The sequence below is a fragment of the Flavonifractor sp. An10 genome, assembly GCF_002161215.1.
GTDB classification, from domain to species: Bacteria; Bacillota; Clostridia; order Oscillospirales; family Oscillospiraceae; genus Flavonifractor; species Flavonifractor avistercoris.
In genome coordinates this window covers 400228-422144 of record NZ_NFMB01000001.1, presented here as the reverse complement: position 1 = coordinate 422144, position 21917 = coordinate 400228, and the positions used below count along the sequence as shown (strand labels likewise).

19 protein-coding genes and 3 pseudogenes are annotated in these 21917 nt (G+C 64.3%); 13 read left to right on the top strand and 9 right to left on the bottom strand.

Annotation, left to right across the window (positions count from 1 at the left end; genetic code table 11):
* Positions 1 to 281: 281 nt before the first annotated feature.
* Together B5E42_RS02140 and B5E42_RS02135 are read right to left on the bottom strand one after the other, a co-directional pair.
* Positions 282 to 1754 carry a serpin family protein gene (locus tag B5E42_RS02140; RefSeq protein WP_162613890.1) on the bottom strand — a complete coding sequence of 491 codons (1473 nt, stop codon included), beginning with the start codon at positions 1752 to 1754 and terminating at the stop codon, positions 282 to 284.
* A 5-nt stretch (positions 1755 to 1759) separates the two neighbouring features.
* The gene (locus tag B5E42_RS02135; RefSeq protein WP_242966983.1) at positions 1760 to 2227 is read right to left on the bottom strand and encodes an RNA polymerase sigma factor; all 468 of its coding nucleotides are present in this window, start codon (positions 2225 to 2227) and stop codon (positions 1760 to 1762) included.
* A 240-nt stretch (positions 2228 to 2467) separates the two neighbouring features.
* On the opposite strand from B5E42_RS02135, the gene B5E42_RS02130 reads away from it, so the two are divergent.
* From B5E42_RS02130 to B5E42_RS02075, 11 genes and pseudogenes are all read left to right on the top strand, one after another.
* Positions 2468 to 2716, top strand: coding sequence for an IreB family regulatory phosphoprotein (locus B5E42_RS02130; RefSeq protein ID WP_087236639.1), 249 nt, complete (start codon positions 2468 to 2470; stop codon positions 2714 to 2716).
* Between the two features lie 569 nt (positions 2717 to 3285).
* Positions 3286 to 3529: pseudogene (locus tag B5E42_RS02120) on the top strand (transposase); the annotation flags it as partial.
* 222 nt (positions 3530 to 3751) lie between these two features.
* Positions 3752 to 4070 (top strand): annotated as a pseudogene (locus tag B5E42_RS02115) (transposase); the annotation flags it as partial.
* Positions 4071 to 4147: 77 nt separating this feature from the next.
* Positions 4148 to 4810 carry an N-acetyltransferase gene (locus B5E42_RS02110; protein WP_087236420.1) on the top strand — a complete coding sequence of 221 codons (663 nt, stop codon included), beginning with the start codon at positions 4148 to 4150 and terminating at the stop codon, positions 4808 to 4810.
* Entirely contained in the window at positions 4794 to 5654 is an 861-nt protein-coding gene (rsmA, locus tag B5E42_RS02105; RefSeq protein WP_087236418.1) for a 16S rRNA (adenine(1518)-N(6)/adenine(1519)-N(6))-dimethyltransferase RsmA, read from the top strand. The genes B5E42_RS02110 and rsmA overlap by 17 nt, the downstream gene beginning before the upstream one ends.
* A 118-nt stretch (positions 5655 to 5772) precedes the next feature.
* Positions 5773 to 7536 carry a phosphoenolpyruvate carboxykinase (GTP) gene (locus B5E42_RS02100; protein WP_087236417.1) on the top strand — a complete coding sequence of 588 codons (1764 nt, stop codon included), beginning with the start codon at positions 5773 to 5775 and terminating at the stop codon, positions 7534 to 7536.
* A gap of 193 nt (positions 7537 to 7729) precedes the next feature.
* A complete protein-coding gene (locus B5E42_RS02095; RefSeq protein WP_087236415.1) occupies positions 7730 to 7969 on the top strand; it encodes a hypothetical protein in 240 nt (79 codons plus the stop codon).
* Positions 7970 to 7981: 12 nt separating this feature from the next.
* The gene (locus B5E42_RS02090) at positions 7982 to 8494 is read left to right on the top strand and encodes a CarD family transcriptional regulator (protein ID WP_087236413.1); all 513 of its coding nucleotides are present in this window, start codon (positions 7982 to 7984) and stop codon (positions 8492 to 8494) included.
* Between the two features lie 67 nt (positions 8495 to 8561).
* Positions 8562 to 9302 carry an N-acetylmuramoyl-L-alanine amidase gene (locus tag B5E42_RS02085; RefSeq protein ID WP_087236411.1) on the top strand — a complete coding sequence of 247 codons (741 nt, stop codon included), beginning with the start codon at positions 8562 to 8564 and terminating at the stop codon, positions 9300 to 9302.
* Between the two features lie 9 nt (positions 9303 to 9311).
* Positions 9312 to 10598, top strand: coding sequence for a glycosyl hydrolase family 18 protein (locus B5E42_RS02080; RefSeq protein ID WP_087236409.1), 1287 nt, complete (start codon positions 9312 to 9314; stop codon positions 10596 to 10598).
* A 338-nt stretch (positions 10599 to 10936) separates the two neighbouring features.
* Complete coding sequence (locus B5E42_RS02075; RefSeq protein ID WP_087236407.1) at positions 10937 to 11488, top strand: DUF4364 family protein; 552 nt, start codon at positions 10937 to 10939, stop codon at positions 11486 to 11488.
* A gap of 319 nt (positions 11489 to 11807) precedes the next feature.
* On the opposite strand, the gene cls is transcribed toward B5E42_RS02075, so the two are convergent.
* From cls to murB, 7 genes are all read right to left on the bottom strand, one after another.
* Positions 11808 to 13361, bottom strand: coding sequence for a cardiolipin synthase (gene cls / locus B5E42_RS02070; RefSeq protein ID WP_343214167.1), 1554 nt, complete (start codon positions 13359 to 13361; stop codon positions 11808 to 11810).
* Between the two features lie 12 nt (positions 13362 to 13373).
* Complete coding sequence (locus B5E42_RS02065) at positions 13374 to 16850, bottom strand: DNA polymerase III subunit alpha (RefSeq protein WP_087236406.1); 3477 nt, start codon at positions 16848 to 16850, stop codon at positions 13374 to 13376.
* A 19-nt stretch (positions 16851 to 16869) separates the two neighbouring features.
* Entirely contained in the window at positions 16870 to 17169 is a 300-nt protein-coding gene (locus B5E42_RS02060; RefSeq protein ID WP_087236404.1) for a hypothetical protein, read from the bottom strand.
* 92 nt (positions 17170 to 17261) lie between these two features.
* On the bottom strand, positions 17262 to 18155 hold the full coding sequence (gene whiA / locus B5E42_RS02055) for a DNA-binding protein WhiA (RefSeq protein ID WP_087236402.1): 894 nt from the start codon (positions 18153 to 18155) through the stop codon (positions 17262 to 17264).
* Positions 18156 to 18167: 12 nt separating this feature from the next.
* Positions 18168 to 19187: a gluconeogenesis factor YvcK family protein gene (locus tag B5E42_RS02050; protein WP_087236400.1), complete on the bottom strand. Its 1020-nt coding sequence runs from the start codon at positions 19185 to 19187 to the stop codon at positions 18168 to 18170.
* 12 nt (positions 19188 to 19199) lie between these two features.
* Positions 19200 to 20060: an RNase adapter RapZ gene (gene rapZ / locus B5E42_RS02045; RefSeq protein ID WP_087236398.1), complete on the bottom strand. Its 861-nt coding sequence runs from the start codon at positions 20058 to 20060 to the stop codon at positions 19200 to 19202.
* Between the two features lie 25 nt (positions 20061 to 20085).
* Positions 20086 to 21000, bottom strand: a complete 915-nt coding sequence (gene murB / locus B5E42_RS02040; protein ID WP_087236396.1) for a UDP-N-acetylmuramate dehydrogenase — start codon at positions 20998 to 21000, stop codon at positions 20086 to 20088.
* A 452-nt stretch (positions 21001 to 21452) separates the two neighbouring features.
* On the opposite strand from murB, the gene B5E42_RS02035 reads away from it, so the two are divergent.
* A complete protein-coding gene (locus B5E42_RS02035) occupies positions 21453 to 21728 on the top strand; it encodes a hypothetical protein (RefSeq protein ID WP_162613889.1) in 276 nt (91 codons plus the stop codon).
* 15 nt (positions 21729 to 21743) lie between these two features.
* Positions 21744 to 21884: pseudogene (locus B5E42_RS02030) on the top strand (IS4/IS5 family transposase); the annotation flags it as partial.
* Positions 21885 to 21917: the final 33 nt, after the last annotated feature.

Sequence of the window (21917 nt, the reverse complement as noted above, 5' to 3'; positions counted from 1 at the left end):
TTCCTAGCTTTGTGCGCCTATTTCGCGGCGGGTGCCCCGCGGAGCGGGCCTGCGCGGCCGACGCCCCCATTTCTTCCCGAAGAAATGGGGGAAAAGAAGGGGCAGGGGAGGGATTTCGATTTCCCTCCCCTGCACCCCTCCTTAAAACGACCAATCAGGGGGGAGCTGCGGCTCCCCCCTATTGGATGTACCCCCCCAGGCTGTCCTGCTGGCAGCTTTCTGGCGGCGGCCCCTTACTTCGTAACGGGGCCGCCGCTCGTGGCGTGCCAGCCCTTTCCAGGTTACACCAGGCTGTCCACCACGCCCACAAAGAGGTTCACATCGTTGTTGGAGCGGATGACGAACAGGAAGGGACGGTCCAGATCCATGACACAGATTTGGGGATCTTCCGGCGGGCCGCCAGCACCCGATGCCCCCAGCAGGGTGACGGCGGCGGCCTCAATGCCCTGCTCATCCACCTTCACCCGGGCGATCTGCTTGGCCTGGTTCAGCCACACCGGGTCGGTGTCGGTGAGGGGGGAGAAGTCGGCGGCCTCCGGATCCAGCACCGAGGCGATCCCCAGGCCGGCCAGGGTGGATTTCAGATCCAGGTCGGAGCCGACGTCGAACTTGGGCAGGGACCACTGGACCTCGCCGTAAATGGCGTCCTCATCCTCAAAGTCCAGGCTACCCAGGAGGTCCGGGTCGGCCAGCAGGTCCCGGGGGGACACCCCCTCGTCGGGGAGGACGAACACCACCTGGGCGGCGGTGGTGTACAGGTAGGCCGCCTGGTACCCCTCCCGGCGGAGGAAGGTGCTGTCGTCGGTGCGGTGCATGAACTCCGCCTCCTGCTCCGTGCCGTCGGCGGCGGTGAAGACGTCGTCGGTGTTGTTCTCCGCCCGGAACTCGTCGCTCCACCGGCCCATGGCGTAGAGGGTGGAGGCCAGCACCATCAGGGTGTCGGGGGTGGTCTCCAGCACCTTGCCGTCGGCGCCGATGAGGCCGTTCGTCCGCTCCGCCGTCCAGGCGGACAGGGCGTCGTCCGCCTCGTCGGTGCCCATGGGCACCCGGTAGGAGCCGGCGTAGTAGTGCTCCGCCAGGGAATCCACCGTCTCCTGCCGGTAGTCCATCCCCTCATTGAGCCACAGGGAGGTGCCCAGCAGGACGGCGGCGGCGCCGTCGTCGGTGTAGAGGTCGTGCCAGAGGCTGTCCGCCCACGACCGGAGCTGCTCCACATCCTCCGCCCCCAGGGCGTCCAGGATCTCCTGCCGGCTGTCCCCGTCGGTGGTCTCCGCCAGCATGGCCAGGGCGAACCACAGGGAGATGGGGGAGTACACCCCGTTCCCCTCCCCCGCCAGGGCCAGGGTGGTGCTCTCCGCGGAGAAGTCCGCCAGGGCGGAGAGCAGGTCCTCCTGCTCGTAGAGCCGGGGGACCTCGTCCTGGAAGTCTTTCCACGCCTGCCAATAGGCGTCGTAGTCCTCATTGAACCGCTCCCAGGCGGCATCGCCGCCATTCAGCGGCTCCGTGGGCATGTGGGGCAGGTCGGGGTAGGTGGGCTCCGCCAGGGCGTAGGCGGCGGAGGCGGACATCCCGCCGCCTCCCAGGCCGGGGACGCCGGTGACCAGCAGCACCACCGCCAGCGCCGCGGCTATCCCGGCGGGGATCACGGCCCGCAGGGGGCGGCGGCTCCGGGGCTTTGCCGCCCCGGACAGGGCGCCCTCCGCCGCTTTGCCGGTGGGGTGCAGGGCCTCATTGGCCCGCTTGTATTGCTCCATCAAGGTCATTCGTCTCCTTTCAAGGACGCGGCCAGCCTGTCCCGGCCCCGGGACAGCCAGCTCTTGACCGTCCCCTCCTTGGCCCCCATGAGGGCGGCCACCTCCGCCACGGAGTAGCCCTCCACATAGTACAGGTGGACGGCGGTACGGTAGGGCCTGGGCAGGGCCAGCACGGCTTCATATGCCTCCCGCTCCTCCGGCGGCACCGCCCGGGTCAGGGCCTCGTCCAGGGGCAGGTGCTTCCGCCAGGGGGCGGCAAGCAGGGTGTTGGTGCAGTTGAGGGTGCAGCGGATCAGCCAGGCCTTCCGGTGCTCGTCGCTGTCCAGTGCCCCCTCGTGGCGGAAGAAGCGGGCAAACACCTCCTGGAACACGTCCTCGCTGTCCTGGATATGGCGGGTGCGGGCCAGGGCCAGCCGCCACACCATGTCCCCCCAGCGCTCCACCTGCTCCCGCGCTCTCCTCTCGTCTGTCACTTGCCTCACCTCTCTTTGGGCATGCCCGGGCGGAGCCTCCTCCCCCGCCCATGCCCGCAGGCGGTGGATCTCTCCGTCCCTGGTACCCATAATACCACGGGCGGGGCCGTTTGGTTGCATGCCCGTCCCTCTTTTTTGCCAGTTCTTAAAAACTCATAAATTTTTCGCTTGCCTCTTTACACGGAGGCTGTTTTCCGCTAAAATGAAGAACAGAATGATACACGGGGAGGTGTACCAATGATGGAGATGGACTATACCCGCAAATTTAATCTTCAAAATGACAAGGATCCGGAGATCAAGGAGATTCTATCCTCGGTCTACCAGTCCCTGCAGGAGAAGGGCTATAATCCCATCAACCAGATAGTGGGGTACATCCTCTCAGAGGATCCCACCTATATCACCAACTACAACAACGCCCGTGCCCTGATCCGCAAGCTGGATCGGGACGAGCTGCTCCAGGAGCTGGTGAAGCAGTATCTGCGCGATTGAGCCCTGATGTCCATCCAGCGCGCGCCGCCTTTCCGGCGGCGCGCGTTTTTTTGCCGGGGGTGACTCGGGCTTGGCTGAGGCGAACCATGCTTGACCATGCATCCGGTAAACCCAGACTGGCCAGATTGTAAATAGCCTAGCTCCAGGCCGGCAAAGGAGAGCACCTTTGAGGGGCTCTGAAATTTGCTGAAGCTCCTGAGCTCAGAGAGGATCACAGCAATAGAAAGCTCTGCGATACCAGGAAGAGGCAGGCAGGGTGGATCGATCCCCAGAACGCACTCTTTGATCCGAGAATCCAACTCATCCACCTTATACTCCGACTGGTTGTAAAGTTCCAAGAGGATATTCATCTGGTCAAGGAGATAATTGTTTGGGATTCCGACCATGTTTTTTACTCCGGCTTTGAGCTGCACAAAATCACTCATGGCAGCCTTTCCGGGGAAAACTCGCGCAGGGATTCATTAAAAGCTTGCGTTCATATTGGCGATTCTCTCCGACATTTAGTAGTGAACAAGGATATACAGAGCGGTGGCAGAGAATCTGCCCTTGAAGGAAATCTTGAACTTGGGAAACATCTGACCCAGGCGGCCCGGTATGATTGCAATGAGCCGCGGCAGGGCTATCGCAGCGGCCACTATAGCCGCAGCCTCACCACCACTTCCGGGGATGTCACCCTCAAGGTCCCCAAGCCCAAAGGGATCCTCCTGTGAGACCGCTATCACTGAGCGGTCTCGTCGACGGGAGAGCAGTGTGGGGGAAGCCCTCATCAAAATGTACCTGGCAGTCGTATCCGTCCGGCGCGTAGAGGATATTTCCCCGCAAGGGGATACAACGGCTCTAAACGGCAAAGCCGCTAAGGCTTGTTTGAAAATTGGCGATGTGTCCAGCGGCGAGGGATTTTGGGCCGCTGGCAAGCAATTTTTTCGCAGGAATCCTGACGGATTTCAAGGAAAAATTGCGCCGTCCAGGGGGCAAAAGGCCCGCCGATTGGGCATGTTGACATGTTTCAAACAAGCCCTAGGAGCCGTCCAAGTCGAAACTCTGTGGTGCAGCAAGGGGCCTCCCTCCACCATCGGTGAGATGAACAAGATAGCGTATGTCCACGCGGAGAGTTTGAAAATGTGACTATTCTGGTGGCGATTGCGGTGAATGAGGACGGATACCGTAAGGTTTGGGTGCTGCCGAAGGCATGAAGGAGGACAAGGCCAGTTGGGCCAGCTTCTTCCAGTGGCTGCGAGGCCATGGTCCGGATGGGGTCCATCTGGTGGTTGGCGACAAGTGCCTTGGTATGCTAGAGGCTGTGGGAGAAGTATTCCCCGAGGCCAAGTACCAGCGCTGTACCGTACATTTTTACTGCTTTGAGTTCACTTCCTGTTGCCCTTAGTTTGACAATTCACTTTGTATACTATAACATCAATATGAGGTATCTGTATGGAAATCACCATTCGACAGGAGAGCACCTCCGAGCACCGGGCCGTGGAGGAGCTGGTGCGGGAGGCCTTCTGGAACGTCTATCAGCCCGGGTGCAACGAGCACCACTATCTCCACCTGCTCCGCCAGTCCCCCGCCTTCCGGCCGGAGCTGACCTTCGTGTGTGAGGCGGACGGCCAGCTGGCCGGACAGATCGCCTGCTCCGCCAGCTGGATCGAACTGGCCGGCGGCGGGCGGCTGGACACCGTCACCTTCGGCCCCCTGGCCGTGCTGCCCCAGTATCAGAAGCAGGGGCTGGCCCGGGCCCTGGTGTGCCATGCCCTTCGGGCGGCCCAGGCCGCGGGCCAGCAGGCCGCCGTGATCCTGGGCGACCCCCGGCACTACGGCCGCTACGGCTTCTGGTGCGGGGAGAAGTGGGGCATTTCCCTGGAAAGCGGCCAGTACCTCCCCGGGCTCCAGGCGGTGGAGCTCTCCCCCGGCGCCCTGACCCACGCCGCCGGGCGCTTCTACGAGGGCTTCGCCTATGATCCCGATCCGGCGGAACTGGACACTTTCGACGGCTCTTTCCCTGTGAAGGAAAAAGCCATTACAGATTTTCAGAGAGAATTCCAGGTGATGTGCTCCCTGGGACACGAGGTGATCCCCCATGGATTTATGCAGTGAGAAGGACATCCGGGCCCTGCTGGCCCGCCACGGCTTCCGCTTCTCCAAGAGCATGGGCCAGAACTTCCTGATTGAAGGCTGGGTGCCCAGGGACATCGCGGAGGCCTCCGGTGCAAATGAGACCACCGGCGTGCTGGAGATCGGCCCCGGCATCGGCCCCCTGACGGTGCAGCTGGCCCGGCGGGCGGCCAAAGTGGCCGCCGTGGAGCTGGATCGCACCCTCTACCCCATTCTGGACGAGACCCTGGCCCCCTACGACAACGTGGAGGTGGTGCCCGGCGACGTGATGAAGCTGGATCTGGCCGCACTTGCAGCCGACAAGTTCTCCGGCCTTACAGCCATCGCCTGCGCTAACCTGCCCTACAACATCACCACGCCGGTGCTCACCGCCCTGATCCAGGCGGGGTGCTTCGCCTCCATCACGGTGATGATCCAGCGGGAGGTGGCCCTGCGCATCTGCGCCGCGCCGGGGACGGCGGACTACGGGGCCTTCTCCGTATTCTGCCAGTACCACACCGCGCCGGAGCTGCTCTTCGAGGTGCCGCCGGAGTGCTTCCTCCCCGCCCCCAAGGTGACCTCGGCGGTGATCAAGCTGGTGCCCCGGCAGGAGCCGCCCCAGGAACTGGTGGAGGAGGGGCTGTTTTTCCAGGTGGTGCGGGCCTCCTTTGCCCAGCGGCGCAAGACCCTGCTCAACGGGCTGACCTCCGCCTTTGGGAGCCGGGTGCCCAAGGATGAGCTGCGTGCCGTCCTGGCGGAGGCCGGCCTGCCCGAAAACGTGCGGGGGGAGACCCTGGGCATCCCCCAGTTCGCCGCCCTAGCCGCCGCCCTCTCCCGCCGACTGTAATGGCAAACCGGACGGTTTTTGCAAATCCGTCGAAAAGGGCTTGCAAAAATGGCCCGTTTCTTCTACAATATCCCTAACAGCACTTTTCCGCACTACACAATCAAAGGGGGATACTTTCATGGCATTGACAAGCAATCGCGCGGTTTTGGATTGGATTGACGAGATGGCGGCCATGACCCAGCCCGACCAGATCGTTTGGATTGACGGCTCCGAGGCGCAGCTGGAGGAGCTGCGGGCGCAGGCCTGCGCCACCGGGGAGATGGAGAAGCTCAACGAGGAGAAGCTGCCCGGCTGCTACCTCCACCGCACGGCGGAGAACGACGTAGCCCGGGTGGAAGACCGCACCTTCATCTGCTGCAAAAAGCAGGAGGACGCCGGCCCCACCAACAACTGGATGGATCCCCAGGAGATGTACGCCAAGCTGAAAAAGCTGTACACCGGCGCCATGAAGGGCCGCACCATGTACGTCATCCCCTACTCCATGGGTGTGGTGGGCTCCCCCTTCGCCAAGTACGGCATCGAGCTCACCGACTCCATCTACGTGGTGCTCAACATGGCCATCATGACGAGGGTGGGCCAGGCCGTGGCCGACGTGATCGGCGACGACTTTGTCAAGGGCCTCCACGCCAAGGCGGACATCGACCCGGCCAACCGCTACATCGTCCACTTCCCCGAGGACAACACCATCATGTCCGTCAACTCCGGCTACGGCGGCAACGTGCTGCTGGGCAAGAAGTGCTTCGCCCTGCGCATCGCCTCCTACCTGGGCCGGCAGCAGGGCTGGATGGCCGAGCACATGCTGATCCTGGGTGTGGAGAACCCCCAGGGTGAGGTGCGCTACCTGGCCGCCGCCTTCCCCTCCGCCTGCGGCAAGACCAACCTGGCCATGCTCATTCCCCCGGAGCACTACCGCAAGGCCGGCTGGAAGGTCTGGTGCGTGGGCGACGACATCGCCTGGCTGCGCATCGGCCCCGACGGCCGCCTGTGGGCCATGAACCCGGAGTACGGCTTCTTCGGCGTGGCCCCCGGCACCAACGCAAAGTCCAACCCCAACGCCCTGGCCACCACCCGGCAGGGCACCATCTTCACCAACGTGGTACATAACCTGGACGACAACACCGTGTGGTGGGAGGGCCTGGACAAGAACCCGCCGGAGCACGCGGTGGACTGGAGGGGCCGCCCCTGGAACGGCAAGACGGCCACCGAGAAGGGCGCCCACCCCAACTCCCGCTTCACCGCCCCGGCCAAGAACTGCCCCTGCATCTCCCCCGAGTTTGAGAACCCCCAGGGCGTGCCCATCTCCGCCATCGTGTTCGGCGGCCGCCGGGCCAAGACCGCCCCCCTGGTCTACCAGTCCCGGGACTGGGCCCACGGCGTGTTTGTGGGCTCCATCATGGCCTCGGAGACCACCGCCGCCGCCGCCGGCGCGGTGGGCGTGGTGCGCCGGGATCCCATGGCCATGCTCCCCTTCTGCGGCTACCACATGGCCGACTACTGGCAGCACTGGCTGGACATGGGCGAGAAGCTGGGGGACAAGGCCCCCAGGATCTTCAACGTCAACTGGTTCCGCACCGACGACGAGGGAAACTTCATCTGGCCCGGCTTCGGCGACAACCTGCGGGTGCTGGAGTGGATTCTGAAGCGCTGCTTCGGCGAGGCCGACGCGGTGGAGACCGCCATCGGCTACGAGCCCAGGCCAGAGGACATCGATCTGGAGGACTCCGGCGTGGAGCTGGACACCCTGAAGGGCCTGCTGGGCGTGGACAAGGCCCTGTGGCAGGAGGAGGTCAGGGGCATCCGGGAGTTCTATCAGAAGTTCGGCGATAAGCTGCCCGAGAAGCTCGCCGAAGAACTGGACGCGCTGGAGGGCCGGCTCAACTGAATCTGTTTCCCGCCTCGCCGGGGGCCCGACGGCTTCGGCCGCCGGGCCCCTTTTGTATGGTAAATGCGCACAAAACAGAGCGGGACTTACTCTGCGCGGTATCACCAAACTTAAACTTAGGCAAAAAGTTTCGTTGGCGGGCAAGAATCCGGATGTGTTATGATCTTTACAGATAAAAAAGGAGGAATTGCCCATGAAACGGATTCAGAGCGCCTGCCTGGAACAGACCATTCTCTTCTCCGCCAGCGACGATCTCAGCCCCGAGCTGGCCGCCAAAATGGTGCGCCAGGAGGTGGAGAGCTACAAGCTGTCTCTGACGCGCAAGCAGGTGGCCTATAAAATCGAATCGGAAACGCCTCAGCCGGACGGCTCTGTGATCGTCAAGCTCAGGCGGCAGTACAACTTCTACAGCTGCGGCAGCTATCTGGACTGAGCAGGTGGGCCTATGTATCAGATTGGAGACTATGTGGTCTACGGCGGCAGCGGCGTCTGCCAGGTGATGGGGGTAGGGACACCGGCCTCCTCCGCATGTGACCGCCGGCGGGATTATTACACCCTCCATCCCCTGGCGGGCACGGAGACCATCTATGTGCCGGTGGACACCCGCGTGTCCATGCGCCCGGTGCTCACCCGGCGGGAGGCCGACGCGCTGATTCTCCAGCTCCCCGCCCTCTCCGAGTGCCCGGTGTACACCAAGAATCCCCAGCTCCGCTCCCACGCCTACCAGGCGTCCTTCCACGCCAACGACAGCGCGGAGCTGGCCCGTCTGCTCAAGACCATCCACCACAAGGACTCGGACGCCCGGAAGGCCGGACGGCAGCCGGGCAAGGCGGATGAGCGCTTCCGCAAGCGGGCGGAGGAGCTGCTCTACGAGGAGCTCTCCGTGGCATTGGGCATCCCCCAGGACAGCGTGCCCCAATATATCCATCAGAAATTAAAGGCGGCGGGACGGAGCTGATCCGTCCCGCTTTCTGCTGTCAGGCGGCCGGCCCGGCGCATAGGATGGGCAAAAAGGAGGTATTCCCATGCCCATCATCTATCTCTCCCCTTCCACCCAGGAGAACAACCTGTACGTCAGCGGCGGCACCGAGGAGGAGTGGATGAACCGCCTGGCCGACGCCATGGTGCCCTATCTCACCGCCGCCGGCATCCGCTACACCCGCAACACCCCCGAGATGACCGCCGCGTCCTCCATCCGGGCCTCCAACGCGGGCAATTACGATCTCCACCTGGCCCTCCACTCCAACGCCGCGCCGGAGGGCCAGTACGGCCAGGTGCGGGGGGTACTGGTGTTCTACTATCCCGGCTCCGTCCAGGGACAGCGGGCCGCCAACCTGGTGGCCAACGGCCTGAAAACCATCTACCCCCTGCCCAACCTGGTGCGGGCGGAGCCCACCACCTCCATCGGCGAGGTGCGCCGGGTGCGGGCCCCCTCGGTGTTCCTGGAGCTGGGCTACCACGACAACCCGGACGACGCCGCCTGGGTGAAGAACAATCTGGACGCCATCGCCCGCAGCATCGTCCTCTCCCTCACCGAGTACTTCGGCCTGCCCTTCCTGGAGCCCCAGGCCCCCCGGCCCGCCGTGGTGGACGTGTCCTGGGGCTACCTGAACATACGGGATAAGCCGGATACCCGCTCCGCCGTGATCGCCCGGGCCTACGACGGCGCCCGGCTCACCGTCCTCAACCAGTGGCAGGGCTGGTATGTGGTGCGCTTCGACAACGTAGTGGGCTGGGCCAGCGGCGACTTCATCACCCTGCTGTGAGGCGCCGCCATGGTCATCCACGTGGTGCGGCCCGGGGAGAGCGCCTACTCCATCGCCCTGGCGTACGGCATCCCCATGTCCCAGCTGGTGCTGGACAACGGCCTGGAGAGCTCCGGCCGCCTGGCGGTGGGCCAGGCGCTAGTGGTGCAGTTCCCGGCCCAGACCCACACGGTGCAGGCTGGGGAGACGGCCGCCTCCATCGCCGCGGCCCATGGGCTCTCCCTCCGTCAGCTCTACCGCAACAACCCCATCCTGGGCGGCCGGCCGGACATCTACCCGGGGGAGACCCTGGTGATTTCCTATGACCAGGAGCCGGAGGGGGAGCTGACCGCCAACGGCTACGCCTACCCCTTTATCCCCTCCTCCCTGCTCTCCTCCGTCCTGCCCTATCTCACCTACCTGACCCCCTTCACCTACGGCTTTACCCCCCAGGGGGCACTGGTGGAGCTGGACGACGGGGCCCTCCTGGCCGCCGCGGCGGAGGCGGGCACCGCCCCGCTGATGCACCTGTCCACCCTCACGGAAAGCGGTGGCTTCTCCAACGAACTGGCCCACCTGGCCCTCACCGACCAGGCGCTGCAGGACACCCTGATCGACAACCTGGAGGCCATGCTGCTCCGAAAGGGCTACCGGGGGCTGGATGTGGATTTTGAGTATCTGCCGCCGGAGGACGCTGGGGCCTACGCCGCCTTCCTGGCCCGGCTGACGGAGCGGCTGGCCCCCCTGGGCCTGCCGGTGCTGGCCGCCCTGGCCCCCAAGACATCCGCCGACCAGCCGGGCACCCTCTACGAGGGCCACGACTACGCCGCCATCGGCTCCGCTGTCAGCAGAGTTCTGCTGATGACCTACGAGTGGGGCTATATCTACGGCCCGCCCATGGCGGTGGCCCCCCTGCCAAACGTGCGCCGGGTGGTGGAGTACGCCCTCACCGAGATCCCGGCGGAGAAGCTGTGGCTGGGGGTGCCTCTCTACGGGTACGACTGGCCCCTCCCCTTTGTCCAGGGCCGCACCAAGGCCCAGTCCCTCTCCCCCCGGGAGGCGGTGGCCCTGGCCGTCCGGTACGGCGCGGAGATCCAGTATGACCAGCAGTCCCAGGCCCCCTGGTTCCGCTATACCGACGAATACGGCGGCGGGCACGAGGTGTGGTTCGAGGACGCCCGCTCCATCCAGGCCAAGCTGGCCCTGGTGCCGGAGTACGGCCTGGACGGCGTGGGATACTGGAATCTCAACCGGCCCTTTCCCCAGAACTGGCGGGTGCTCAACGCCCTCTACCGCATCCGGGAGCCGCAGATTTAGGGGCATTCTGGCGTTCATAGAACGTTCATAGTAAGTTTGGAAATGGTTCACCACTTGCCGGCGGAAGCTGATAGAATAGAGACTGCCAGGAAGACCAAAGCAATCCTGTCGAACCTCCTCCTCTCTTTTCCTCTCTTTGACCCACCCCCATTACTGTCTCCCGCAGGACGGCAATCGTCTCCTGCGGGAGGCAGACCAGACACTCCGCGCCTCTGCCTGCAGAGGCGCGTTTTTGCGCCTTTGGCGGGCAGAAAATACCCCTTGTGCTTTTTTCGTTCCTTCTGTATAATAAGTACATAGATATAGTGGTTATCCCCGTCCGCTGAAAGGAGCTCCCCATGGCGCGATACGGCTTCATCCATGACAAGCTTGATATGAAACTGCTGATCCTCTACTTCATGTGCCGTGTGGCGGCCCCGGTGGATTTTGCCACCGTGACTGGGCTGACCGTGTGCGACGACGGCATCGACTACTTCGACTTTGCCGAGGCCCTGTCCGAGCTGGTGGATACCGGCCACCTGACCCTGGAGGACGGGCTCTACGCCATCACGGAGAAGGGGCGGGCCAACAGCGCCGCCTGTGAGAGCAGCCTTCCCTTCTCCGTCAAGCGCAAGTGCAGCGCCCAGCTGGTCAAGCTCAACGGCATCCTCCGCCGCAACGCCCAGGTGCGGGCCGAGACCCATCTGCGCACGGACGGCGGCGTCGCCCTGCAGCTCTTTCTGGACGACGAGACCGGCAACCTGCTGACCCTGGAGATGTTCTGCGGCTCCCAGGAGCAGGCCGACCGCCTGGCCAGAAACTTCAAGGCGGAGCCGGAACGCATCTACAACGAGGTGCTCTCCGCTCTCCTCTCCTCCGGTGAGGATGGAAAGGACGAACGGGAGGAGTGAACCCGAAACAAGCCCAAAAAGTCCGCCCCGCGTTGGTACGCGGGGCGTCAGCCTGTCGAAAAAGTTTTTTCGACAGGCTGCTGAACTTTTTGAAACTTTTTTGAAGTTTCAAAAAGTTGTTTGATCTAACGCGAAAGGGAACCCTGACGGTTCATCTCCGCGCCAAGTGCCGCCGCATTGCGGCGGTTGCGCTCCGAAACGCCCTGTGGGGCAGCCTTTCACACTATCCCTCCCTCCGCATCCTTCAACAGGAGGGCTTATCGGCAATCTCACGCCCCGCGTCGGTACGCGGGGCGTGCTCTTTTGGGGTCTGTTTCACCTACAGCAGCGGGGCCAGCACCCGCAGGATGGAGCGGAACAGCCGGCGGGGCCAGGCGTGGGCCAGGCACTCCTCCAGCGTCACCGGCTGGCTCTTAAACTGGGTCTCCAGGAAATCCCGTTTCACATCCAGGATGGTGGGATCCCGGTAGAGCAGCACCGCGTCCTCAAAGTGGAGGAACATGCTGCGATAGTCCAGGTTGATGGAGCCCACCACGGCACAGAGATCGTCCACCACCATATTTTTGGCGTGGACAAAGCCGGGGGTATACTCAAAAATCTGCACCCCCGCCTCCAGCAGGGGCTCGTAATGGGAGCGGGTCAGCTCAAACACCAGGGGCTTGTCCGGAATATGGGGGGTAATGATGCGCACGTCCACCCCCGCCTTGGCCGCGTTGCACAGGGCGGTGTTCACGCTGTCGCTGATGATCAGATAGGGGGTCATGGCATAGATATAGTGCTTTGCCTTGCTGATCAGGTTCAGGTATACCGTCTCCCCCACCGGCTCGTCGTCCAGGGGGTTGTCGGTATAGGGCTGGACATAGTATCCGGCCCCCCCGGCGGCCTCCGCCGGCAGGGCCGCCGGGCGGAAGCGGCTGTAGTCCTCCTCCACATCCCGGATATACTCCCACATGGTGAGGAACATCACCGTCATGCTCCACGCCGCCTCCCCCTTCAGCAGGATGGCGCTGTCCTTCCAGTGGCCGAAGCGGGGTTTTTGGTTGATATACTCGTCGGCCAGGTTGATGCCGCCGGTGAAGGCGGTGTGGCCGTCGATGATGCAGAACTTCCGGTGATCCCGGTTGTTCATGCGGATGGATATGATGGGCTTGAAGCGGTTGAAAAAGCAGCAGGGGATGCCGGTCCCGGCCTCAAACTTGTGGGCGTAGTTCATGGGGAGGGTGTTCAGGGAGCCCACGTCGTCGTAGATCACCCGCACGTCTACCCCGGCGGCGTGCTTTTCCCGCAGGATCTCCACAATGGAGTCCCAGAACACGCCGGGGGCGATGATGAAATATTCCAGGAAAATATACTTCTCCGCCTTTTTCAGCTCCTCCAGCATGACGGGGAAGGCGTCATCCCCCAGCGGAAAATAGCGCGTCCAGGTGTTGGTGTACACGGGGCAGCGGGCGTACCGCTCCAGATAGCGGGCCTGGTTGGCCGCGTCCGCCCCCAGCCGCTCCAGCTGCTCCGCCTTGTAGTCCTGCTCCAGCTGCTCCAGCATGGTGCGATCCATACCCTGCATCTTCCGCCGCTGCCGGGCTGACAGCTTGTTGCCGCCGCAGAGCAGATACAGCAGCCAGCCAAAGGCGGGAAACAGCAGGATGGGAACGATCCAGGCGATCTTATACCCCGGGTCGGTCTGCCGGCTGACAATAATCAGGACAGCCAGCACGGACAGCACCAGGCTTCCCCATCTGACATACGAGTATCCGGCCGAGGACAGCGCAAGCATTCCGATGATCAGTGCCGCCTGTACAAGGATCAGCGCCGCCACAACCACAGACCGCTGAAAGAGCAGGGACGCCAGCTTTTTGATGTTCATGGGTTTCATGAATTCGCCTCTCTACTTGACCACCACGTTTTCCGCGCCCAGCAGCTCCTGGAGTTCCCGGATCAGGGCGTCGTGCACCAGGCAGGGGGTGCCCAGCAGCTTGCCGGTGTCCGCACAGCGCACCTTCATCTGCTCGGTGCCCGGGAACATGGTGAGCACCAGCCTGATTTTCTCCCACCGGGGATCCTCCAGGCTGGGTATGCGGATGTAAAGCCGTCTGGCTTTCCGGCCCTCTTCCGCCGGGGGCTGGCTGCCCTTCACGTGCTCCAGGGGGCGCACCCGGTCGCACATGAGCTGGGGGGCCTTCTCATCCCGGACGGAGAGGCGGCCCTCCGCCAGCACCGGCACCCCCTCCTTCAGGTAGGGGCCCGCCTCCCCCAGCACCCGGGCGAAGACCAGCATCTCCATGGAGCCGGTGTCGTCCTCCAGCACCACGTAGGCCATCAGGGTGTTGCTGCGGGTGGTCTTGGTGCGGGCGGAGGCCACCACCCCCGCCAGGGTCACCCGCTGCTCATCCCGGTAGGTGGTGGGGCCGCCCTCCTGGGCGAAGTCGGCCAGAATGGAGCCGATGGGGGCCGCCTTACACTGGCGGGCCAGCGCCCGGTACTCGTCCATGGGGTGGCCGGTGAGGTAGAGGCCGGTGGTCTCCTTCTCCATGGTCATCAGCTCCTGCCGGGTGAACTCCTCAATGGGCTCCACCCGCAGCTCCGGGGGCTTCTGCTCCCCGCCGCCACCGCCGCCGAAAAGGTCAAACTGCCCCTCCAGGTTCCGTTTCTTGTTCTGGGCGATGGCGTCCACCAGGGACTCATAGGCCCGGAGCAGCTGGGAGCGGTACACCCCCATGCTGTCAAAGGCGCCGCACTTGATGAGGCTCTCCAGCACCCGCTTGTTGCAGTCGGCGTCGCTCATGCGCTGGCAGAAGTCGGGGAAGGAGGTGAAGGGCCCGCCCCTCTGCCGCTCCGCCAGCACCTCGTTGATGAAGCCCCGGCCCACCCCCTTGACGGCCACCAGGCCGAAGCGGATGTTGTCGCCGGAGACGGTGAAGTCGGCCTCCGACTCGTTGATGTCCGGGGGCAGCAGGGCAATGCCGCAGTCCTTGCACTCGGCGATATACTCGGCAACCTTCTCGCTGGAGTCCAGCACGGAGGTGAGCAGGGCGGCCATGTACTCCCGGGTGTAGTGGCACTTGAACCAGGCCGTCTGGTTCGCCACGATGGCGTAGGCCACGGCGTGGGCCTTGTTGAAGGCGTACTGGGCGAAGTCCTCAATCTCGTCGTAGATGTCCTGGGCGGTCTGCTCCGGGATGCCGTTGGGCACGCAGCCGGCGATGCCCCGCTCGGGATCCCCATAGATAAAGGATTGCCGTTCTTTCTCGATCTGAGCCTTCTTTTTCTTGGAGATGGCCCGGCGCACCATGTCCGCCTGTCCCATGGTGTACCCCGCCAGCTTGCGGAAGATCTCGATGACCTGCTCCTGGTAGACGATGCAGCCGTAGGTGACGGACAGAATGGGCTCCAGCAGGGGGTGCTTGTAGCGCACCTTGTCCGGATTGTGCTTGCAGGCGATGAACCGGGGGATGGAGTCCATGGGGCCGGGGCGGTAGAGGGCGATGATGGCGGTGATGTCCTCGATATTCTGGGGCTTGAGGCCCACGCACACGCCGGTCATGCCCGCCGACTCCATCTGGAACACGCCGGAGGTCTTGCCGTCGGAGAGCATCTGGAACACCTCGGGGTCGTCATCCGGCACATCCGCCAGGGTGAAGCCGGGGCGGCTCTTCTGCACCAGCTTCACGGTGTCGTCCAGGATGGTCAGGTTGCGCAGGCCCAGGAAGTCCATCTTCAGCAGGCCCAGCTCCTCCAGGGTGGTCATGACGTACTGGGTGACCACTGACTCGTCGTTCTTGGCCAGGGGCACGTAGTCCACCACCGGCCTGCGGGTGATCACCACGCCGGCGGCGTGGGTGGAGGCATGGCGGGGCATGCCCTCGATGGCCTTGGCGGTGTCGATGAGGTTGTGAATCCGCTCGTCCCCCTCGTACATCTCCCGCAGGGGCTTGGACAGCTTGAGGGCCTCGTCCAGGGTGATGTGGAGGGCGCCGGGGCCGCTGGGCACCTGCTTGGCCACCGCGTCCACCTCGGCATAGGGGATGTTCAGGGCCCGGCCCACATCCCGGATGGCCCCCCGGGCGGCCATGGTGCCGAAGGTGACGATCTGTGCCACGTGGTCGGCGCCGTACTTGTCCTGGACGTACTCAATGACCTCCTGCCGCCGGCGGATGCAGAAGTCGATGTCGATGTCCGGCATGGTGACCCGCTCCGGGTTCAAAAACCGCTCGAAGTAGAGGGAGTATTTCATGGGATCCACGTCGGTGATATTCATGCAGTAGGCCACCATGGAGCCGGCGGCGGAGCCCCGGCCGGGGCCCACCGGGATGCCCCTTCCCTTGGCGTAGCCGATGAAGTCGGAGACGATGAGGAAGTAGTCCACAAACCCCATCTGCCGGATGACCCCCATCTCATAGTCCAGCCGCTCCCGGTAGCCCTCCGGATTGCCGGGGTAACGGCGGGCAAAGCCCTCCTCGCACAGCTTCTGGAAGTAGGCGTCCCCGTCGGTGTACCCCTCGGGCAGCTTGAACTCGGGCAGGTGGTGGACGCCGAACTGGAAGTCCATGTTGCACAGCTCGGCGATCTTCACCGTGTTCTCCATAGCCTCGGGGTACTCGGGGAACAGCTCGGCCATCTCCTCAGTGGACTTGACATAGAGCTCGCTGGTCTCCATCCGCAGGCGGTTGGGATCGTCCACCGTCTTGCCCATCTGGATGCACATGAGGGTGTCCTGCATCTCCGCGTCCTCCCGGCGGAGGTAGTGGGCGTCGTTGGTCACCACCAGGGGGATGCCCGTCTCCTGGTGGATGCGGATGAGCCCCTGGTTGATGACCGGATCGTTGGGCAGCTTGTGATCCTGCAGCTCCAGGTAGTAGCCGTCCTCCCCGAACAGCTCCCGCATCTCCAGGGCGGCGGCCTTGGCCCCCTCGTAGTTGCCCGCCAGGAGCAGCCGGGGCACCTCCCCGGACTGGCAGGCCGACAGGGCGATCAGCCCCCCGGCGTGCTGGCGCAGAATCTCCTTGTCGATGCGGGGCTTGATGTAGAACCCCTCGGTGAAGGCCGCGGAGTCCAGACAGCACAGGTTGCGGTAGCCCTCCTCGTTGCGGCACAGGAGGATTAGGTGGTACATGGAGGCATCGTACTCGTGTACCTTGTCGGTGCGCCTCCGGGGGGCCACATACACCTCGCAGCCGATGATGGGCTTGATCCCCTCCGCCTTGCAGGCCTTGTAGAAGTCCACCACGCCGTACATCACCCCGTGGTCGGTGATGGCCACGGCAGGCTGGCCCAGCTCCTTCACCCGCTTCACCAGCAGGGGGATGCGGCAGGCCCCGTCCAGCAGGGAAAATTCGGTATGCACATGCAGGTGGACAAAGGACATGGTGGTGCCTCCTCTTTCTCTATTGGGTCAGGTTGTCGTCGGTAACAACCGCCCCGCAGCGGGGACAGTAAACCGGCCGCCGGAAACGGGTTTTTCGGAAGGCCCTGCCCCAGATCGGATACCCGCAGCGGGGGCAGCGGGAACAGAAGGCGCGGGCCGTCAGCAGGAACAGTACCAGCAGGCAGGCGATCCCACCCAGGGTGAGTACGATTCCCAATATCCGGAGCGTATCTCCAAGCAGAGCGCCGGCCGCGATCACAGCAATACACAGTCCGTCCAGCAGGAGCATCCGGCACCTTTGCCGGGCGATCTTTTTCATTGTTCTATCCCTTCTTCCAGCAGCAGCGGGCGGGGTTGGGGCCCGCCTCCGCATCCCTGTCCGGGAATCACGCGGGCGAACACAGTTCGCCCCTACGACTTGGCCAGGGCTACCAGCTTGCGCAGCCGGTGGTTGAAGGCCGACTTGGACACCGGCGGATTGCAAAGCTCCGCCAGCTGGGTCAGGGTGAACTCCGGGTGGGCCACCCGCAGATCCACCGCCTCTTTCAGCTTGTCCGGCAGTTCCTCCAGCATCCCCCGCTCCTCCAGGGTGGCAATGGCCTCCAGCTGCACCTGAGCGGCGTCCACCGCCTTGTCCAGGTTGGCCGCGTCACAGTTGACCCGGCGGTTGACGCTCCCCCGCAGATCCTTCTCCGCCTTGGCGTTCATGATCTCCATGGCGGCCAGGGGGGCGCCGATGGCGGTGAGGAAGTCCTCGATGGCCTCGCTCTGCTTGAAGTAGGTGACGGAGTTGCCCTTGCGGGTGGTCTCCTTGGGGGAGAAGCCCGCCTCCAGCAGCAGGGCCCGCAGCTCCCGGCTGACGCTGAGATGGGGGGTGGACAGCTCCAGATGGTAGCGCTTGGCCGGGTCGGTCACCGAGCCCCCCGCCAGGAAAGCCCCCCGGAAAAAGGCCAGGCGGCAGTGCTCCTCCTCCAGCACGGCGAAGTTGATGTGGTGGGCCAGGGCCCCCGCCGGCTCATAGCCGAAGGCAGACCAGAGGGCGGACAGCTTGTCCGGCCGGGTGATGGAGAAGATCTGCTTCCCCGCCCCCGCCTCCGGCAGCCGGTCGAAGGAGACCTGAAACGCCTTCTGGAACAGGGCGGGCAGCCGGGCCGCAAAGGGGGCGGACTCGGTGGTGATGCGCACCTGCCGGGCGGTGAACTGGTTGCAGTAGAGCAGCACGCCGTAGGCCTCCGCCTGGGCGCAGCAGCGCCGGGACAGGGCCGTGCGGCACAGCTCCCCCTTGACCTGGGACGAAAAGGACATGGCCGCCCCTCCTTAAAAAATTCTGGTGTGGGCCCGCTCCTCGTAGAGCTCCATCACGGCCTTGGCCAGCCGGGCGAAGGAGTGGCGGGCGTAGTTCAGGGTCTCGGAGGCCAGGGGGCGGGTGACCACCTCCACCCCCAGGGCCTCAATGGCCGCTCTATCCACCACGATGGGGGCGGCGTCCTCCTCCCTGTACCGCTCCACCAGGCCGGGGCGCACCGGCGCGGAGTTGCACAGGCAGACGTCCACCAGCCCGGGGCCGGAGTGGCGCAGCAGGGCCGCCACGTGGTCGGAGGCGGTCATGCCCTCGGTCTCCCCGTCCTGGGTCATGATGTTGCAGATATAGATCTTCAGGGCCTTGGAGGCGCACACCGCCCGGGCGATGCCGTCCACCAGCAGGTTGGGAATCACGCTGGTGTACAGGCTGCCGGGGCCCAGGAGGATCAGCTCCGCCTCCTCAATGGCCTGGATGGCCGCGGGGAGGGCCTGGGGGTGCTCGGGCAGCAGGCGGACGCTCTCAATGCGGCAGTCCTGCTCCTTCTTGAAGGCGCTGATCTTGGACTCCCCCAGCACCCGGGTGCCGTTTTCAAAGGTGGCCTCCAGGGCCACGTTGTCGTTGGTCACGGGCAGTACCCGGCCGGTGATGGCCAGCACCTGGCTCATGCGCGCCACCGCCTCATCAAAGGAGTCGGAGATGCCGTTGAGAGCGGCCAGGATCAGATTGCCGAAGGACTGGCCCGTCAGGTTGCCGGAGCCCTGGGGAAAGCGGTAGGTGAGCAGCTGCTCCATCACCGGCTCCACGTTGGCCAGGGCCTCCATGCAGTGGCGGATGTCCCCCGGCGGGGGCATGCCCAGATCCTGCCGCAGCTTGCCGGAGCCGCCGCCGTCGTCGGCCACGGTGACAATGGCCGTCAGGTTTTTGGTGTGGCTTTTCAGGCCGCGCAGCATGGTGGACAGCCCGGTGCCGCCGCCGATGGCAACCACCCGGGGCCCCTGCTCCCGCCGCCGCTCCAAACAGCTGGATTCTGTCATGCTCTGTCCCCCCTATGCCCGCGTCATGTCCCGGTGGTTCTCCGTGGCCGCGTAGCCCTTCCGCTTGATGAAGCCGGCCAGGGCCCGGGTGACAGCCACCGAGCGGTGCTGCCCGCCGGTGCAGCCGATGCCGATGACCAGCACGGTCTTGCCCTCCGCCTCGTACTGGGGCAGGAGGAAGCCGATGAGGCCCTCCAGGTGGGCCATGAAGTCCTTGGTCTGCTGGTAGCCGAACACGAAGTTGTACACACCCTCGTCCAGACCGGTCTGGGGCCGCAGCTCGGCGATGTAGAAGGGGTTGGGCAGGAAACGCACGTCAAAGACCAGATCCGCCTCCAGGGGGATGCCGTACTTGTAGCCGAAGGAGATCACGCTGACGCTCATGGCCGGGGCGGCGGTGCCGTCCCCAAACAGGCGCAGCACCTCCCCCCGCAGCTTGGCGGTGGACAGGTTGGAGGTGTCGATGATGTACTCCGCCCGCTGGCGAACCGGGGCCAGAACGGTGCGCTCCTGCCGCACCGCCTCGTCCAGGGTGCGGGAGGAGCCGGCCAGGGGATGGATCCGCCTCGTCTCCTTATAGCGCTTGATGATGGTCTCCACCGTGGCCTCCACAAAGAGGATCTTGTAGGCGCACCCCATCTGGTGGAGCTCCTCCAGGGCGGCGAACAGGCCGTCAAAGGTCTGGCCCCCCCGGATGTCGGTGACCAGGGCAACCCGGTCATACCGGCCGGGCCCGGCCATGCACAGCTCGGCAAACTTGGGGATCAGCGGGGCGGGCATGTTGTCCACCACGTAAAAGCCGATGTCCTCCAGGAAGGAGGCCGCCTTGCTCTTCCCCGCCCCGGACATGCCGGAGATGATGATAAATTCCATGGCAAAAACTCCTTATTTCCGCAGGTCAAAAGCCCAGAAGCCGAACCTCCGGCTCCAGGGCCACGCCGGTCTCCCGGAGCACCGTCTCCTGCACCAGGGCCATGAGCCGCCGCACGTCGTCGGCGGTGGCGTCCCCCCGGTTGATCACAAAGCCGGCGTGCTTCTCCGACACCTGGGCGCCGCCGATGCCCACACCCTTGAGGCCGCACGCCTCGATGAGAGCGGCGGCAAAGTGGCCCTCCGGACGCTTGAAGGTGCTGCCCGCACTGGGCCACTCCAGAGGCTGCTTTTCCCGGCGCTTCCGGGCCAGCTCCTCCATCCGCCCGCGGATCTGCTCCCCCTCGCCCTGCGGCAGAGCCATCTCTGCCTCCAGGATCAGCCACTCCGGATGCCCGCAGAACAGGCTGTGCCGGTAGGACAGGCCGCACGCCCCGGCAGGCAGGGTATGGCGCGTCCCCGCCTCGTCCAGGTAGGTGACGCTGGTGAGCACCTGAACCATCTCCCCGCCGTAGGCCCCCGCGTTCATCATCACGGCGCCCCCCAGGGTGCCGGGGATACCGTGGGCGAACTCCAGGCCGGTGAGGCCCCGGCCCAGGGCGGCCATGGCCAGCCGGGCCAGAGGGATGCCGCACTCCGCCCGCAGACGGCGGTTGACCTCCCTGGTCTGATCCAGGCCGGTGGTCTTGAGGATAAAGCCGTCGAAGCCGCCGTCCGCCACCAGCAGGTTGCTGCCGTTGCCCAGGAAGAAGGGGGCCACCCCCTCCGCCGCCGCCAGGCGCACCGCCGCCGCGGCCTCCTTCCCGTTTCTGGGCAGGGCCATGAGCCGGGCCGGGCCGCCGATGCGGAAGGTGGTGTGGTTCCGCATGGGCTCCTCCTCCCGCAGCTCCAGGCCGGGCAGCTCTCCGCTCAGCTTGCGCGCCAGTTGTTCCAATCGCTCCATAGCGGCCTCCTGTTTCCAAAATTACTCTAAGGTTATATTATACCAGAACCGGGCGGGAAATAGAAGAGGACAGGCGACAAAATACGCCTGTCCGGTGTAGGATTACAATACATTTTGGACAAGTGAAGAAAAAGGATGAAGGATAAGGCCTCATCGGTTAAAGTTGAGTTACCACACACCAACTGTACGAGAGGGGGCCATATCCTTCATGAGCAAGAGTATAACACAGGGCAGAGCATATCGGCAATCCCTGATGAAGTACGTGGAGAAACACGGCGTCAAGCGAGCCAGCCGGAGGTACAACGTACATTTACTTCTGGAAGGCGCGCTGGGATGGCACACCGGAGTCATTGTCTTGCCGGTCCCGGCGGCCCCACAAACACCTGAACCAGCATACAGAGGCAGAGCTGAAGCTAATCCGGGACATGCGCCGCAGGAACCCCCGCCTCGGCATGGTGGAACTGTGGCACCGGCTGCAGCAGCGGGGCTGCACCCGCCGCCCGGAGAGCCTGTTCCAGGTAATGAAAAAGCTGGGGCTGTTCCCACCCAAAGAGAAGAAAACGGCCTACAAGCCAAAGCCCTACCAGCAAATGACTTATCCGGGGCAGCGGGTCCAGGTGGATGTAAAGGTGCCCCCCCCCCCCCGCCGCTGCATGGCCGACCCGGAGCTGCGCCTGTACCAGTATAATTACGTGATCCCGCCCCAAAGCAATGTGTCTAATCCCTGACCGGTAGACTGGTATCTGTACAAGGAGCGGCATCTGATTGAGTGTTTTTTCCAGAAAATCAAGTGGTTTCGCAGAATTGCCACCAGATGCGACAAGCTGGTCGCCTCCTACTTGTCCTTCCTTTACCTTGCCGCCATTGCATTCCTGTTGATTTAGAACAAGACTCCCGATTTTTCAAACAAGCCCTAG